14 protein-coding genes are annotated in these 16,362 nt (G+C 66.8%); 9 read left to right on the top strand and 5 right to left on the bottom strand.

Going from position 1 to position 16,362, the window contains the following annotated elements:
• The first annotated feature begins 86 nt into the window (after window positions 1-86).
• The gene (locus tag J2T47_RS18070; RefSeq protein ID WP_253449542.1) at window positions 87-710 is read left to right on the top strand and encodes a TetR/AcrR family transcriptional regulator; all 624 of its coding nucleotides are present in this window, start codon (window positions 87-89) and stop codon (window positions 708-710) included.
• Window positions 711-809: 99 nt separating this feature from the next.
• Here J2T47_RS18070 and J2T47_RS18065 read toward each other — a convergent pair whose 3' ends face one another.
• From J2T47_RS18065 to J2T47_RS29245, 4 genes are all read right to left on the bottom strand, one after another.
• Window positions 810-1,559: an ABC transporter permease gene (locus tag J2T47_RS18065; RefSeq protein ID WP_253449539.1), complete on the bottom strand. Its 750-nt coding sequence runs from the start codon at window positions 1,557-1,559 to the stop codon at window positions 810-812.
• A 13-nt stretch (window positions 1,560-1,572) separates the two neighbouring features.
• Window positions 1,573-2,283 (bottom strand): ABC transporter permease, encoded by a 711-nt coding sequence (locus J2T47_RS18060; protein ID WP_239746615.1) that lies wholly within the window; start codon window positions 2,281-2,283, stop codon window positions 1,573-1,575.
• 72 nt (window positions 2,284-2,355) lie between these two features.
• Window positions 2,356-3,141, bottom strand: a complete 786-nt coding sequence (locus tag J2T47_RS18055; RefSeq protein WP_253449536.1) for a transporter substrate-binding domain-containing protein — start codon at window positions 3,139-3,141, stop codon at window positions 2,356-2,358.
• A 69-nt stretch (window positions 3,142-3,210) separates the two neighbouring features.
• Window positions 3,211-5,256 (bottom strand): aminotransferase class I/II-fold pyridoxal phosphate-dependent enzyme, encoded by a 2,046-nt coding sequence (locus J2T47_RS29245; RefSeq protein WP_301295593.1) that lies wholly within the window; start codon window positions 5,254-5,256, stop codon window positions 3,211-3,213.
• 279 nt (window positions 5,257-5,535) lie between these two features.
• Here J2T47_RS29245 and arnB point away from each other — a divergent pair, with 279 nt between their 5' ends.
• From arnB to J2T47_RS18005, 8 genes are read left to right on the top strand one after another with little or no spacing between them, the layout of a single operon-like run.
• Complete coding sequence (arnB, locus tag J2T47_RS18040) at window positions 5,536-6,675, top strand: UDP-4-amino-4-deoxy-L-arabinose aminotransferase (RefSeq protein ID WP_253449533.1); 1,140 nt, start codon at window positions 5,536-5,538, stop codon at window positions 6,673-6,675.
• Window positions 6,676-6,682: 7 nt separating this feature from the next.
• A complete protein-coding gene (gene arnC, locus J2T47_RS18035) occupies window positions 6,683-7,687 on the top strand; it encodes an undecaprenyl-phosphate 4-deoxy-4-formamido-L-arabinose transferase (protein WP_253449530.1) in 1,005 nt (334 codons plus the stop codon).
• On the top strand, window positions 7,684-9,702 hold the full coding sequence (gene arnA / locus J2T47_RS18030) for a bifunctional UDP-4-amino-4-deoxy-L-arabinose formyltransferase/UDP-glucuronic acid oxidase ArnA (protein WP_253449527.1): 2,019 nt from the start codon (window positions 7,684-7,686) through the stop codon (window positions 9,700-9,702). Before arnC ends, arnA begins: the two co-directional genes overlap by 4 nt.
• Window positions 9,699-10,586: a 4-deoxy-4-formamido-L-arabinose-phosphoundecaprenol deformylase gene (arnD, locus tag J2T47_RS18025; RefSeq protein ID WP_437180994.1), complete on the top strand. Its 888-nt coding sequence runs from the start codon at window positions 9,699-9,701 to the stop codon at window positions 10,584-10,586. The genes arnA and arnD overlap by 4 nt, the downstream gene beginning before the upstream one ends.
• Window positions 10,583-12,229 (top strand): lipid IV(A) 4-amino-4-deoxy-L-arabinosyltransferase, encoded by a 1,647-nt coding sequence (gene arnT, locus J2T47_RS18020; protein WP_253449521.1) that lies wholly within the window; start codon window positions 10,583-10,585, stop codon window positions 12,227-12,229. Before arnD ends, arnT begins: the two co-directional genes overlap by 4 nt.
• Window positions 12,226-12,570: a 4-amino-4-deoxy-L-arabinose-phosphoundecaprenol flippase subunit ArnE gene (gene arnE / locus J2T47_RS18015; protein WP_253449518.1), complete on the top strand. Its 345-nt coding sequence runs from the start codon at window positions 12,226-12,228 to the stop codon at window positions 12,568-12,570. The genes arnT and arnE overlap by 4 nt, the downstream gene beginning before the upstream one ends.
• Complete coding sequence (arnF, locus tag J2T47_RS18010) at window positions 12,567-12,995, top strand: 4-amino-4-deoxy-L-arabinose-phosphoundecaprenol flippase subunit ArnF (protein ID WP_253449515.1); 429 nt, start codon at window positions 12,567-12,569, stop codon at window positions 12,993-12,995. Before arnE ends, arnF begins: the two co-directional genes overlap by 4 nt.
• 40 nt (window positions 12,996-13,035) lie before the next feature.
• Window positions 13,036-14,424 (top strand): UDP-glucose dehydrogenase family protein, encoded by a 1,389-nt coding sequence (locus J2T47_RS18005; RefSeq protein ID WP_253449512.1) that lies wholly within the window; start codon window positions 13,036-13,038, stop codon window positions 14,422-14,424.
• A 162-nt stretch (window positions 14,425-14,586) separates the two neighbouring features.
• Here the strand turns inward: J2T47_RS18005 and J2T47_RS18000 are convergent, their stop codons facing one another.
• Window positions 14,587-16,341 carry a PTS fructose-like transporter subunit IIB gene (locus J2T47_RS18000; RefSeq protein ID WP_253449509.1) on the bottom strand — a complete coding sequence of 585 codons (1,755 nt, stop codon included), beginning with the start codon at window positions 16,339-16,341 and terminating at the stop codon, window positions 14,587-14,589.
• Window positions 16,342-16,362 lie beyond the last annotated feature (21 nt).

Raw genomic sequence — 16,362 nt, 5'->3', positions numbered from 1 at the left:
AAAACGCCCGTGGAAATCTTCCGCGACGCCTCCTAGTATCGAAACCGTTCGCCACGTACGGCACCCCGCAACACAGGACGCCACCCTTGGATATCCCCCGCCAGAAAGCTCAGCGCAGCACACCCGAGGAACGCCGCGACCACCTCGTGCGCGCCTGCCTCAAGTGCCTGGTCGCCGATGGCCACGCGGGCATTTCGGTGCGCCGCATCGCCAAGGAAGCCGGCGTCGCCGTGGGCCTGGTCAACCACCACTTCGGCAGCATCGACGCCCTGGTCGCGCAGGCCTACGAAACCCTTGCCAGCGAGGTCACACAGGCGCTCTACCGGCAGGTCGACGCGGTCGGCAACGACCCGGCCGTGCGCATGGAAGCCTTCCTCACCGGGTCCTTCTCGCCCCAGGTACTGGACCCCGACCTGCTCAGCCCCTGGGTAGTGTTCTGGAGCCTGATCCGCCACTCGCCGCCAGTGAACGAGGCGCACGAACGCGGCTACCACAGCTACCTCGCCATCCTGGAAAAACTCATCAGCGAACTCGCCAGCGCCGAAGGCTTCAGCGTGGCGCGCCCGCGCCTGGCCGCCATCGGCCTCTCCGCCATGCTCGACGGACTGTGGCTGGAGTGGTGTCTGAACCCGACCACCTTCAGCGCCGCCGACGGCCTCGAACTCAGCCGCTGCTGGGTGGAGGGACTCCGCCGCGGCGCTTACGCCTGAAGTACGGCAACGATCTGCTGCGCGTCGGCTGGATGTCGTTGGGCGCCGCCCGCCTAATCCAGCTCTAGCTCGCAAGATCGTCATGCGAGCCACGAAATCTCAAACTGCCGTCCTTGCCCGACGCTTGCCCAGCCAAGAGCGCTGCGTCGGCTTCGGCGTCTCGCGGCGAACCGGCGTAGTGCGTTCCAGCACCGCGAACAACGCCTCGATGATGAAGGTCAGGCAGATGTAGATCGCCGCTACCAGCAGCAGCGGCTGGTAGACCTGGAAGGTCTGCGCGCGCACCACGTTGGCGGCGCCGAGCAAGTCGACCACGGCAATGGTGGAAGCCAGTGCGGTGGACTTGAGCAGCATCACGCTCTCCCCCGCCAGGGTCGGCAGCAGCAGGCGGATCGCCCGCGGCAGCCACACGCGGTAGAGCACCAGCGTGCGGTTCATGCCGAACGCCGAGGCGGCTTCCAGCTCGCCGCGCGGCACCGCTTTCAGACCACCGCGAACCACCTCGCCGACATAGGCGCCGACCGAGAGGATCAGCGCGATGACGATGTACCAGAAGCCATCGCGCAGGTACGGCCAGAGGAAGCTGCCGCGAATCAGCGGGAACTGCGCGAACAGGCTGCCCAGGCCGTAGTAGAAGATGTAGATCTGCACCAGCAGCGGCGTGCCGCGAATCACGCTGGTGTACGCCAGCGCCAGGCGCGAGACCAGGAAGTTGCGCGACATCCGCGCCAGCGCCACACCCAGCGCCAGCACGAAGCCCAGCGTGGCGGATATCAGCAGGATCACCAGGGTGGTGCCCAGGCCCTTGAGCAGCAGGGCTCCGTAGACGAATAACCAGTGTTCGTTCATCGCCGCGCCTCGTTCAGACCGCCGGAATCCAGCGGCGGAAGCGCCGCTCCAGGTAGCCCGCGAACAGGTTGGAAAGCACGGTGAGCACGTAATACAGCGCCGCCGCGGTGAGGTAGAAGGTCAGGTAGTGACGGGTCGATCCGGCGGCCTGCTTGGCGGTGTAGAGCAGCTCGTTGGTGCCCACCACGCTGATCAGCGCGCTGTCCTTGATCAGGTTGACCCACAGGTTGGCCATGCCGGCCAGCGCGTTGGGCGCCATCATCGGCAGGGTCACCCGACGGAACAGGCCGAAGCCGTGCATGCCGTAGGCGCGCGCCGCTTCGATCTGCCCATAGGGAATCGACTGGATGGCGCCACGGAAGATTTCCGAGGCGTAGGCGCCCTGCACCAGGCCGAGCACAACGATGGCCACCATCATGCCGTTGAGCTTCACCTGGCCGTAGCCGAGCCATTCGAAGAACTGGTTCAGGCCCATGGAGCCGACGTAGAACAGCAGCAGGATCAGCAGCAGTTCCGGCACCGCCCGGCACAACGTGGTGTAGCCGCGCGCGAGCATCGCCAGCGGGCGCGGGCCGTTGATCTTGGCGCTGGCCGCGGCCAGGCCGATGAGCAGGCCGACGAGGAAGGCGCCGACGGAAATCTGCAGGGTGACCAGCAGCCCCTTGAGCAGGGCCGGGCCCCAGCCGGTGGGACCGAAGCCGATCAGGTCGAAGATGCTTTGCATGGCCGTCTCCAGGATGGGAGGCTCAGGGTCATCCCGTGCCCTTGGCGGGCACGGGTCCGGCTCACGCCGGGATCACTGCTTGGGCGCGACGCTCATGCCGAAGTACTTGTCCGACAGCGCCTTGTAGTCATCGCTGGCGAGCAACTTGCCGATGGCCTCGTCCATCTTCGCCTTCAGCTCGGTATCGCCCTTGCGCAGGCCGGCACCGACGCCACGGCCGAACACCGGGTCGTACTTCACCTCGCCCTTGTTGACGATGCCGGCGGCCTGGGCGTCCGGCGACTTGACGAAGGACGCCACGGCGATGCCGTCTGCCATCATCAGGTCGATGCGCCCGGCCACCAGGTCGGCGTTCACCGAGTCCTGGGTGTCGTAGTAGCGCACGTCGGCGATCTTCTCGTAGTACTTCTTCAGGTAGTTGGAGCTGACGGTGGAGATCTGTACGCCGATGGTCTTGCCCTTCAGGCCCTCGGGACTGATCTGCACGTCCACGGCCTGAGGCGCGGCGACAGCCACCGGGGTGTCGTAGTAGGGGCGGCTGAAGGCGATCTGCTTCTCGCGCTCATCGGTGATCGACAGCGAGTTGAAGATCACGTCGATCTTCTTCGCCAGCAGCGCGGGGATGATGCCGTCCCAGGCCACCTCGTCGATTTCGCAAGTGGCTTTCATCTCGGCGCAGACCTTGTGGATCAGATCCGGCTCGAAGCCGACCCAACTGCCATCGGGCTGCTTCTGCGAGAACGGTGGATAGGGTTCGGCGGCCAGGGCGAAGCGGATCGTCTCGGCGTGGGCACTCGCCACGCCAGCCATCAGCATCGCCGCACCCACCATCAGATTGCACAGACCTTTCTTGTTCATCGTGATCCCCTGCATTGTTTTATTTAGTGTTGGGTCACGCTCATCGATGCGCCGACAGCGCGGCATCGGTCAGCGATTCTGGTGCGCGTTGACGAACTGCCGGCAGCGCTCGCTGCGCGGCCGCGAGAAGACTTCCTCGGCGGTGCCCTCTTCCTCGATCAGGCCCTTGTGGAGAAACGCCACGTGACTGGAAACGTCGCGGGCGAAGGCCATCTCGTGGGTGACCAGGATCATGGTCCGCCCTTCCTCCGCCAGCGAGCGGATCACCTTCAGCACTTCGCCCACCAGCTCCGGGTCGAGCGCCGAGGTCGGCTCGTCGAACAGCATCACTTTCGGTCGCACGGCCAGCGCACGGGCAATGGCCACGCGCTGCTGCTGGCCGCCGGAAAGGAAGGCCGGGTATTCATGGCGCTTCTCGGCCAGGCCGACACGTTCCAGCAGCGCCTCGGCGCGCTCGCGGGCCTCGGCCTTGCTCTCGTGAAGGACGAAGGTCGGCGCCTCGATCAGGTTCTCCAGCACCGTGCGGTGCGGCCACAGGTTGAAGCTCTGGAACACCATGCCCAGCTGCGAGCGGATGCGCGTGAGCTGCTTCTGGTCGGCCACCATCGGCTCGCCGTGGCGGTTCTGCGCCAGCGCTATGGTTTCGCCATTGACGGTGACCGAGCCCTGGTTGGGAATCTCCAGCATGTTGATGCAGCGCAGCAGGGTGCTCTTGCCCGAGCCGCTGGCGCCGATCAGCGAGATCACCTCGCCCTCGCGGGCCGACAGCGACACCCCCTTGAGCACTTCGAAGTCGCCGAAACGCTTGTGGATATCGCGCACTTCGATGACGGGCTTCGTCGCGGGCTGCGCCGGCTCTTGCAGGAGCGGACTACGCCCGCGATCAGCTTCGGCACGCGGGATATCGCGGACGGAGTCCGCTCCTACGGAGCGATTGGCACTCGCCGGCAGCGATTCGACGAAGCGGATGATCCGCGCACAGGCCTCCGCCATGCTCTCGTCGCTCAACCCGAACGACAGCCGCACGAAGCCATCCGCCTGCGGGCCAAAGGCCGCCGCGTCGAGCACGGAGACGCCGGTGGCATGGAACAGCTGCCAGGAGAAGTCCAGCGAACTGAGGCCGGTATCGCGCACGTCGACCAGGACGAACATGCCGGCTTCGGGCGACAGCACCTTCACCCGTGGACAATCGCTCAGCGCGGCGACCACCAGGTCACGGCGCCGGCGGTAGATCTCGCGCATCGCCGAGACCACCTCTTCGTGACGCCGCACGGCCACCAGCGCGGCCTCCTGCACGAAGCCGGGCAAGCCGTAGAACATGTTCAGCGCGAGGTTTTCCAGGTGCGCGACCAGGGTCGGGTTGGCCACGATCCAGCCCGCGCGCCAGCCAGTCATGGCATGGGATTTCGACAGGCTGCCCAGGCTCAGAGTGCGCCCGGCCATGCCCGGCAGCGCGGCGAAGCTCTGGTGCTCCCGCTCGAAGGTCAGCCCCTCGTAGACCTCGTCCACCACGACCCAGAGGTCGTGGGCCGCGGCCAGCTCGGCGATGGCCAGCAGCTCATCACGGGTCAGCACCACACCGGTGGGATTGCTCGGGTTGGCCAGGAAGATCGCCTGGGTGCGCGGAGTGATCGCTGCGGCAATGTCGGCGGCCAGGGGGCGGAAACCGTTTTCCGGGCGGGTAGGCACCCCGACCAGGACCGCTCCGGTGGCCTTCAGCGTGGCTTCGTAGGTGACGTAGACCGGGTCGAAGGTGATGACCTCGTCGCCCTTCTCCAGCAGGCACATCGCCGCGGCAAACAGGCCGTTCTGAGCGCCAGCGACGACGATGACGTTTTCGGCACCGGTCTTCTGGCCGAAACGCCCTTCATGCAAGGCGGCAATCGCCTGGCGCAGTGCCGGTTTGCCAGCTACATCACTGTAGTGGGTGTCGCCGTCGCGCAACGCGGAAACGGCAGCCTCGGTGATGAAGTCCGGAGTAGCGAAATCGGGGTCGCCGACGCTGAGCACTATCACGTCGCGGCCGGCTCGCTGGGCGGCGATGGCGGCGTAGTGAATGTCCCAGGCAGCGACGCCGGGTCCGACCATCCTGTCCACAAGCGACGAATAACGCATGCAAGGGCCTCATCCGAATGACGGAATGTCCTGCAGAGGGGTCCGCAGGAGCGTTGGGCCACCATAGCCAAGGATGAACGAGTGTTCAACAGCGTTTTCCGACATCGGACAGGTCGTTTTCAGACCGTTCACTCACCTCCCATCACTCCTTCGGGCGTCGCGTGTCGCAAGTTCGACCGACGAACGGAATCACGACATCCACTTAACGCCTTCTTAACGATCTTCCCCGTAGCGTTCTCTCACCCCCTGACAGAGCCGTGACGGCCTTTGGAACACCACATGGAAATGCCCTTCCTCCCCTTCTCCCGCCCCAGCATCGGCGAGGAGGAGATCCAGGCAGTCAATGAAGTCCTGCGCTCGGGCTGGATCACCACCGGGCCGAAGAACGCGGAACTGGAGCAGAAGTTCGCCGAGTCGATCGGCTGCCGCCACGCCGTGGCGCTGTCCTCTGCCACCGGCGGCATGCACCTGGCGCTGCTGGCCCTGGGCATCGGCCCGGGCGACGAGGTGATCACCCCGTCGCAGACCTGGGTCTCCACCGTCAACATGATCAGCCTGCTGGGCGCCACGCCGGTGTTCGTCGATGTCGACCGCGACACCCTGATGACCGACGCCGCGCGCATCGAGGCTGCAATCACGCCGCGCACCCGCGCCATCATTCCGGTGCACTATGCCGGCGCTGCCTGCGACATGGACCCGATCAACGAACTGGCGCTGCGTCACGCGATCCCGGTGATCGAGGACGCCGCCCACGCGGCCGGCACCGCCTATCGCGGCCGCCCCGTCGGTCAGACCGGCACCGCGATCTTCTCCTTCCACGCGATCAAGAACCTCACCTGCGCCGAGGGCGCCATGTTCGTCACCGACGACGAAGCCCTGGCCAACCGCGTGCGCACCCTGAAGTTCCACGGCCTGGGCGTCGACGCCTACGACCGCCTGACCCACGGCCGCAAACCTCAGGCGCAGGTGGTGGAGCCGGGCTTCAAGTACAACCTCACCGACATCAACGCCGCCATCGCCCTGGTTCAGTTGCCCAAGCTGGAAGCGATCAACGCCCGCCGCGCCGAACTGGCCGCCGGCTATGCCGAGCGCCTGGCGCACCTGCCCGTGCAACCGCTGGTGGTGCCGGACTACCCGCAGCATCACGCCTGGCACCTGTACGTCCTGCGCATCGACCAGGAGCGCTGCGGCATCGACCGCGACGCCTTCATGCAGGGCCTGCAGCAGCGCGGCATCGGCAGCGGCATCCACTTCATCGGCAGCCACCTGCACAGCTACTACCGCCAGCGCTACCCGCGCGTGCAACTGCCCAACACCGAGTGGAACTCCTCGCGGATCGTCTCCATCCCGCTGTTCCCTGACATGACCCAGGCCGACCAGGACCGTGTGGTCGACGCCATCGAAACCCTGCTTCGGTAACGCCACCGTGAAACCCTATCCGATCAACCTCGTGTCCATCGTCATCCCGGTGTACAACGAAGAGGCCAGCCTGCCCGAGTTGTTGCGCCGTACCACGGCCGCCTGCGAGCAGCTCAATCGTCCGTACGAGATCGTCCTGATCGACGACGGCAGCCGCGACAGTTCCGCCGACCTGCTGCAGGAAGCCGCCGAGGCGCCGGGCAGCCATGTGGTGGCGATCATCCTCAACCGCAACTATGGCCAGCACGCGGCGATCATGGCCGGCTTCGAGCAGTGCCAGGGCGACCTGGTGATCACCCTCGACGCCGACCTGCAGAACCCGCCGGAGGAAATCCCCCGCCTGGTGGCCGAAGCCGCCAAGGGCTACGACGTGGTCGGCAGCGTGCGCCAGCAACGCCAGGACTCCGCCCTGCGCCGCTGGCCGTCGAAGCTGATCAACCTCGCCGTGCAGCGCTCCACCGGCGTGGCGATGAACGACTACGGCTGCATGCTGCGCGCCTATCGCTCCAGCATCGTCAAGGCGATGCTCGCCTGTCGCGAGCGCAGCACCTTCATCCCGATCCTGGCCAACAGCTTCGCCCGCCACACCAGCGAGATCCTCGTCGCCCACGCCGAGCGCGAGCACGGCGAGTCGAAATACGACTTCCTGCGCCTGATCAACCTGATGTTCGACCTGGTCACCTGCATGACCACCTCGCCGCTGCGCCTGCTGTCCTTCGTCGGCGGTGGCATGGCAGTGGCCGGCTTCGCCTTCGCCCTGCTGCTGGTGGTGTTGCGCCTGTTGTTCGGCGCCGCCTGGGCCGGCCACGGCGTGTTCGTGCTGTTCGCCGTGCTGTTCATGTTCACCGGCGTGCAGCTGGTCGGCATGGGCCTGCTCGGCGAGTACCTGGGGCGCATGTACAACGACGTGCGCGCCCGCCCCCGCTTCTTCATCGAGCGCATCGTCCGCACCGAGACACCGCGCGCCCAGATCACCACTTCTTCCCCTTCTTTCGAGTCCATCCAGCCATGACCCAGCAGACCATCGTCTTCGCCTACCACGACTTCGGCTGCGCCGGCATCGAGGCCCTGCTCGCCGCCGGTTACCAGATCGACGCCGTCTTCACCCACGCCGACGATCCGAAGGAAAACCGCTTCTATGGCTCCGTCGCGCAGCTCTGCGCGCGCCTGGGCATCCCGGTGCACGCCCCGGAAGACGTCAACCACCCGCTGTGGGTCGCACGCATCCGCGAGCTGCAACCGCAGTACATCTTCTCTTTCTACTACCGCCACCTGCTCAGCGAAGAACTGCTGGCCTGCGCTGCCAAGGGCGCCTACAACCTGCATGGCTCGCTGCTGCCGCGCTACCGTGGCCGCGCCCCGGCCAACTGGGTGCTGGTCAACGGCGAGACCGAGACCGGCGTGACCCTGCACCGCATGGTCAAGCGCGCCGATGCCGGCGGCATCCTCGCCCAGCAGAGCGTCACCATCGGTGCCGACGACACCGCCCTGGTGCTGCACGGCAAGCTGCGCGAGGCCACCCGCGAGCTGCTGGCCACCGCCCTGCCGCGCCTGGCCCGTGGTGAACTGCAGGAAGTCGCCCAGGACGAATCCCGCGCCAGCTACTTCGGTCGCCGCACCCCGGCCGACGGCCAGCTCGACTGGAAACGCCCGGCCCGCGAACTGCACAACCTGGTGCGCGCAGTCACCCAGCCTTACCCTGGCGCCTTCGCCCCGGTGGGCGATCGCAAACTGATCGTCTGGAGCTCCCGCGTGGCCACCGGCAACAATGGCATGGCACCCGGTTCGGTCCTGTCGGTCGATCCCCTGCGTATCGCCTGTGGTGAAGACTCGCTGGAAATCCTCTCCGGCCAGCAGAACGACAGCGGCCTGTTCCTTGCCGGCCCGCAACTGGCCCGCGAGATGGGCCTGGTGGACGGCTCGCGCCTGCACGGCGCAGTCGGCAAGCCCAAGCGCAAGACCCGCGTACTGATCCTCGGCGTCAACGGTTTCATCGGCAACCACCTCTCCGAACGCCTGCTGCGTGACGGCAACTACGAGGTGTATGGCCTGGACATCGGCTCCGACGCCATCGAACGCCTGAAGGGCAACCCGGACTTCCACTTCGTCGAAGGCGACATCAGCATCCACACCGAGTGGATCGAGTACCACATCAAGAAGTGCGACGTGGTCCTGCCCCTGGTGGCCATCGCCACGCCGATCGAATACACCCGCAACCCGCTGCGCGTGTTCGAGCTGGACTTCGAGGAAAACCTCAAGCTGGTCCGCTACTGCGTGAAGTACAACAAGCGCGTGATCTTCCCGTCCACCTCCGAGGTGTACGGCATGTGCACCGACGCCAACTTCGACGAGGACAGCTCCAACCTCATCGTCGGCCCGATCAACAAGCAGCGCTGGATCTACTCGGTCTCCAAGCAACTGCTCGACCGCGTCATCTGGGCCTATGGCCAGAAGGGCCTGAAGTTCAGCCTGTTCCGTCCGTTCAACTGGATGGGCCCGCGCCTGGACCGCCTGGACTCCGCGCGCATCGGCAGCTCCCGCGCCATTACCCAGCTGATCCTGCACCTCGTGGAAGGCACCCCGATCCGCCTGGTGGACGGCGGCGAGCAGAAGCGCTGCTTCACCGACGTGGATGATGGCATCGAAGCGCTGGCGCGCATCATCGACAACGAAGGCGGCCGCTGCGACGGGCAGATCGTCAACATTGGCAACCCGGACAACGAAGCCAGTATCCGCCAGCTGGGCGAAGAGCTGCTGCGCCAGTTCGAGGCCCACCCGCTGCGCAACCAGTTCCCGCCCTTCGCCGGCTTCCGCGAAGTGGAAAGCCGCAGCTTCTATGGCGACGGCTACCAGGACGTGTCGCACCGCAAGCCGAGCATCGAGAACGCCCGTCGCCTGCTGGACTGGCAGCCGAACGTGGAGCTGGCCGAGACCATCGGCAAGACCCTGGACTTCTTCCTCCGCGAAGCCCTGGCCGAACGCGCCGGCGGTGCTCCCCACGCCTTTCCGCTGAAAAGCATTGCCTGATGCGGGCAGGACTGCGCATCGACGTCGACACCTACCGTGGTACCCGTGATGGCGTGCCACGGTTGCTGGACATGCTCGAGGAGGCCGGCGTCAAGGCGACCTTCTTCTTCAGCGTCGGCCCCGACAACATGGGCCGGCACCTGTGGCGCCTGATCCGTCCGCAGTTCCTGTGGAAGATGCTGCGCTCCAATGCCGCCGGGCTCTACGGCTGGGATATTCTCCTGGCCGGCACCGCCTGGCCGGGCAAGCCGATCGGCCGCGACCTGGGCCACCTGATGCGGCGCGCTCAGGACGCCGGCCACGAAGTCGGCCTGCACGCCTGGGACCACCATGGCTGGCAGGCCAACGCCGGTCGCTGGAGCGCGCAGCAACTGGAGCAGCAGATCCGCCGTGGCGTCGACACCCTTGCCGAGATCCTCGGCAACCCGGTGGAGTGTTCGGCGGTGGCCGGCTGGCGCGCCGACGAGCGCACCGTGGAAGCCAAGGAACGTTTCGGTTTCCGCTACAACAGCGACTGCCGCGGCAGCTCGCTGTTCCGCCCGCGCCTGGCCGACGGCCGCGCCGGCATCCCGCAAATCCCGGTAGACATGCCGACCTTCGACGAAGTCGTCGGCCCGCAGGTGGCGCCGTCCGCCTTCAATGACTACATCCTTTCCCGTTTCGACATGGACGCCCTGAACGTGTACACCATTCATGCCGAGGTCGAGGGCATTCTCATGGCCCACGACTTCCGCCGCTTGCTGGCCCAGGCACGGGCCACCGGCATCCGCTTCGTTCCGCTGGGCCGGCTGCTGCCGGACGACCCGACCACCCTGCCCGTCGCCAGCCTGGTGCGCGGCGAACTGGCCGGCCGCGAGGGCTGGCTGGGGGTGCAGCACCCATGAAGCGCCTGGCCTACCCGACCCTGCTGGCCGCCTTCGTGCTGTGCATCCTGCTACCGATGGCCTTCCACGGCCTGTGGATTCCCGACGAATCGCGCAATGCGCAGATCAGCCAGGCCATGCTGCAGAGCGGCGACTGGGTTTCCCCGCACCTGCTCGGCCTGCGCTACTTCGAGAAGCCCACCGGCGGCTACTGGCTGACCGCGGCCAGCCAGGCGGTGTTCGGCCAGAACCTGTTCGGCGTGCGCTTCGGTTCGGCGCTGGTCACGGCACTCAGCACCCTGCTGGTGATCCTGGTCGCCCGCCGACTGTGGAACGACCCGCGCCGCACCTGGGTCGCGGGCCTGCTGTACATGAGCTTCGGGCTGATCGCCGGGCAGGCTGGCTACGCCAACCTCGATCCGCAGTTCACCCTGTGCGTGAACCTCAGCCTCGGCGCCCTGTGGTTCGCCTTCGACGCCGCCACCCCCCGGGGACGCCTGCTCGCCTGGAGTGCACTGGGCGCGGCCTGTGCCTTCGGCTTCATGACCAAGGGCTTTCTCGCCTTCCTGCTGCCGGTGATCGTCGGCCTGCCCTACGCCCTGCTGCAGAAGCGCTTCGGCGAGCTGCTGCGCTTCGGGCCGCTGGCGGTGCTGGTCGCCGTCCTGGTCGCCGCGCCCTGGGTGCTGCTGATCCACGCCCGCGAACAGGACTTCTGGGACTTCTTCTTCTGGCACGAGCACATCCGCCGCTTCGCCGGTGAAGACGCCCAGCACGGCCGGCCGTTCTGGTTCTTCGTCCCGCTGCTGTTCGCCAGCGCACTGCCCTGGGCGGTGCTGATCTTCCCGGCGCTGCGCAACGGGCTGGCAGGCTGGCGCGAATCCCGGCTGCTGTTCCTGCTGCTGTGGTTCGTCATGCCCTTCCTGTTCTTCAGTCTGGCCAAGGGCAAGCTGCCGACCTACATCATGCCCTGCTTTGCCCCGCTGGCCCTGCTGATGGCCGACGCCATCGGCCGTGCGCTGCAGCAGCGCAAGCTGATCGCGCTGAAGCTCAATGGCGCACTCAACCTGCTGCTGGGCAGCAGCGCACTGGCTGGCCTGGTGTTCATGCAGGCGCGCCATCCGCAGTACCACGACGAACTGCCCAGCGTGCTGATGATTGCCCTGGTCTGCATCGTCTGGCTGCTCGCCGGCCTGCTGCAACTGCTGCGGCCCGGTCGCTACTGGGCAGCGCCGGCCTTCGCCGCCTGGCTGCTGGTGGCGCTGGTGCCCAACGCGATGCCGAACAAGATGGTCAACAGCAAGATGCCCGACCAGTTCATCGCCGAGCACCTGGAGCAACTCAAGGGCGCCCGCAGCCTGCTGAGCAACGACCTGGGCGCCGCCACCGCACTCGCCTGGCGCACCCAGCGCAGCGACATCACGCTGTTCAACACCGAAGGCGAGCTGAAGTTCGGCCTGGGCTATCCCGAAGGCCAGGGCCGCAGCATTGCCCTCGACGGCATCCACGCCTGGATCGAGCGCGCCCGCGCCGAAGGCTCCATTGGCGTGGTCATGCGGGTCAACAGCGCCAGCGACGAAGCCGAACTGGCCATGCTGCCCAGCGACGCCATCAGTTACCGGCAGAACCATCTGGTGGTCCTGCTGATTCCGCAGGCCGCGCCATGACGGCCCTGCTGCTGGTCGGAGTCTGCCTGCTCACCTGCATGGGCCAGCTGGCGCAGAAGTTCGCTGTGGAAAGCTGGCGCGATGCTCCGTCCGGCGTGGCGGCGAAGCTTTTCTCGCCCTGGCTGCTGCTGGCAATCGCCTGCCTGGGATTCGGCCTGCTGCTCTGGCTGCTGGTCCTGCAGCGCCTGGAGGTAGGCGTCGCCTACCCCATGCTGAGCCTGAACTTCGTGCTGGTGACTCTGTTGGCAAGCCGTCTGTTCGGCGAGCACATCGATGCGCGCCACTGGTTCGGCGTGGCGCTGATCGTTGGTGGCGTCGCCCTGCTGGGGATGCACTCGTGAAGCGCGGCATCGCTTTCGCCCTGGGCAGCGTCCTGCTGGTGAGCAGCGCACAGCTGGGCATGCGCTGGAGCATGACGCGCCTGCCCTCGCACTGGCCGTTCGACCTCGCGCAACTGGACCTTGCCGCCCTGGCGATGCTGGCTGGCGCGGTCCTGGCCTACGTGCTGTCGATGCTCTGCTGGCTGCTCGCCCTCAAACACCTGCCGCTGAGCCGCGCCTATTCGCTGCTGAGCCTGAGCTATGCCTTCGTCTACCTGGGCGCCGCCGTGCTGCCGGGCCTTGGCGAACCCCTGAGCCTGCCACGCACCCTGGGCGTCGCCCTGGTGATCGCCGGCGTGATCGCGATCAACGCGCCACGCCGTCCTGACAGAACAACCGTCATCAAGCCCAGCGACGCTCGCCCCGAGCGCGCGCAGTTCGACTGACCCAATCTCGTTTCAAGTCCCTCAGCGGGAGAGCGACAACATGAAAATCAGCGTATTCGGCATCGGTTATGTGGGTCTGGTACAGGCAGCCGTCATGACAGAGGTCGGCCACGACGTCCTCTGCATGGACATCGACGCCGACAAGATCGCCAAGCTCAAGCGCGGCCAGATCAGCATCTTCGAGCCGGGCCTGGCCGAGTTGGTGAAGGACAACCTGGAAGCCGGGCGCCTGCACTTCACCAGCGATGTCGCCGAAGCCGCCGCCCATGGCCGCGTACAGTTCATCGCAGTCGGCACGCCTCCGGCGGCCGACGGTTCCGCCGACCTGCGCGCCGTGCTGGCCGTTGCCGAAGGCATCGCCCGCCACCGCACCCAGCCGGTGGTCCTCGTCGAGAAATCCACGGTGCCCGTGGGAACTGGCGACCGTGTGCGCGCGCGGGTGCAACAGGTGCTCGCCGAAGAAGGCCGCGACCTGGACTTCGATATCGTCTCCAACCCCGAATTCCTCAAGGAAGGCTCGGCGCTGGCCGACTGCCGCAAGCCCGACCGGATCGTCATCGGCTGCGAGCGCGCCGACACCATGGCGCTGATGCGCGAGATCTACGAGCCGTTCAATCGCAACCACGACCGCATCATCGCGATGAACCTGCGCAGCGCCGAGCTGACCAAGTACGCCGCCAACTGCATGCTCGCCACCAAGATCAGCTTCATCAACCAGATCGCCGAACTGGCCGAGCACCTGGGCGCGGACATCGAGGCCGTGCGCCAGGGCATGGGCGCCGACCCGCGCATCGGCTACCACTTCATCTACCCGGGCTGCGGCTACGGCGGCTCGTGCTTCCCCAAGGATGTCCAGGCGCTGATCCAGAGTGCCGAGGAAGCCCATTGCTCGAACGACCTGCTGCGCGCCGTGGAAGCCGTCAACCAGCGGCAGAAGAACAAGCTGTTCGAGCGCATCCACAGCTACTACGGCGGCAACCTCCAGGGCCGTACCTTCGCGCTCTGGGGGCTGTCGTTCAAGCCCAATACCGACGACATGCGCGATGCCCCCAGCCGTACGCTGATGGAGGCCCTGTGGGAAGCCGGCGCGCAGGTGCGGGCTTTCGACCCCGAGGCCATGCCCGAAGCGCAGCGCCTGTATGGCCACGATGAGCGCCTGACCCTGATGGGCACGCCGGAAGCCACCCTGGGCGGCTCGGACGCGCTGGTCATCTGCACCGAGTGGCGTCAGTTCAAGGCGCCGGACTTCGAACTGCTGGCCAGCCGCCTGAAGGGCCCGGTGATCTTCGACGGGCGCAACCTGTTCGATCCGGAACGAGTCGCACGCTACGGCTTCGAGTACTTCCCCATGGGCCGTGGCGACTCGCACCGCCTGCCGGTACCGGCACCGCAGACCGCCGCGCAAGCACATCACCTACGTAGTGCCTGACGCCACCGCCAACCTGTAGCAGCGCGCCCTGCGCGCGGTCGCGGGCATGGCCCGCTCCTACAGGGAATCTCCGGCGCTGGGCGGTTCGCTGTACATAACTGTCGGGCGGATAACCCGGAACGGGTTATCCGCCGCATCGATGCTGCGCCAAGGCAAACCCTGTCACCCCCGCCCCGGTACCTGCTCGCCCATCACCATCATCGGCGCCGCCTCACCGCGCTTGAGCAACGCATACAGCACTCCGGTCACCACGCTGCCAATGGCAATCGCCAGCAGATACAGCAGCGCGTGGTTCATCGCGTTGGGGATCAGCAGCACGAACAGCCCTCCATGGGGCGCCAGCAGCTTGCAGCCGAACAGCATCGACAACGCGCCGGTCAGCGCGCCACCGGCGATGCTCGCCGGGATCACCCTCAAGGGGTCCTTCGCGGCAAAGGGAATCGCGCCCTCGGAGATGAAGCACAGCCCCAGCACCAGCGCCGCCTTGCCGGCCTCGCGCTCGCTCTGGGCGAACTTGCGCCGCGCCAGCAGGGTAGCGATCCCCATCCCGATGGGCGGGACCATGCCACCAGCCATCACCGCCGCCATCGGCGCATAGCTCTGCGAAGCGAGCAGGCCGACCGAGAATGCATAGGCCGCCTTGTTGATCGGCCCGCCCAGGTCCACGCACATCATCCCGCCCAGCAGCAGGCCGAGCAGGATGGCGTTGGTGGTGCCCATGCCGGCAAGAAAATCGGTGAGCGCACGCATCATCGCCGCCACCGGCGAACCCACCACGTAGATCATCACCAACCCGGTGAACAGGCTGGCCAGCAGCGGAATGATCAGGATCGGCTTGAGGGCCGCGACACTGGCCGGCAGTGGAATCCACCGGGCAATCGCCCGCGCCGAGTAGCCCGCCAGCAGGCCGGCGACGATGCCGCCGAGGAATCCCGCGCCCAGCGTGCTCGCCAGCAACCCGCCGATCATCCCCGGCGCCAGGCCCGGACGGTCGGCGATGGACCAGGCGATATAGCCGGCGAGCATCGGCACCATCAGCTTGAACGCGGCGTCGCCGCCGATCTGCATCAATGCCGCCGCCAGCGTGCCCTGCTGTTTGAAGGCTTCGATGCCGAAGACGAATGACAGCGCGATCAGGAGGCCGCCGGCCACCACCATCGGCAGCATGAAGGACACGCCGGTGAGCAGGTGCTTGTAGACGCCGCGCGCTTCATTCTTTGTCGGCGCCGCGTTGTTGCCGACAGACGAAGCGGACTCCGCCGTCGCTTCCTTCAACGCGCGTTCCAGGGTCGCCTGCGGCTGCTTCAGCGCCACGCCCGTGCCGCAACGGAAGATGCGCTTGCCGGCGAAACGCTCGGGATTGACCTCGATGTCAGCCGCCAGCAGGACCACATCGGCGGCCGCGACTTCTTCCGCCGTCAGCGGATTGCGCGCGCCCACCGAGCCCTGGGTTTCCACCCGCAGTTCGATGCCCATCTGCTGCGCCGTCTGCTGCAGCGCCTCGGCAGCCATGAAGGTATGCGCGACACCGGTCGGGCAGGCCGTCACCGCAACGACTTTCGCCGCGGGCTTCGCGGCGGCGGCCGCACTCGAAGGCTGATCGGGCTGCCAGACCTGCGCCGCTTCCTGCGCTCGTTGCAGGAAGCTGGCGGGCTCGGCCAGCGCTTCGGCCGGCCGGGCCTGGACCAGGCGTTTGCCGGCGAAGCGCGAAAGCTCCAGCGGCTGCGTACTGACCACCAGCACCCAATCGGCTGCGGCGATCTGGCCGTCGCTCAACCGGCGCTCCGGATGCTGCGGATCGCTTTGTTCGACACACACCGACCAGCCCAGGCGTTCGGCCGCCGCGCGCAGCAGGCGGGCGCTGAGCACACTGGAAATCTGGCCGTTGGGGCAGGCCGTGATCAGGGCTAGGTTCATCGTCATACCTCTTGTTGTTCT

Origin of the sequence: Pseudomonas nitroreducens (assembly GCF_024170165.1) — a bacterium.
GTDB classification, from domain to species: Bacteria; Pseudomonadota; Gammaproteobacteria; order Pseudomonadales; family Pseudomonadaceae; genus Pseudomonas; species Pseudomonas nitroreducens_C.
Note: the sequence above shows the minus strand (reverse complement) of the source record. Positions and strands in the feature narration are given on the sequence as shown.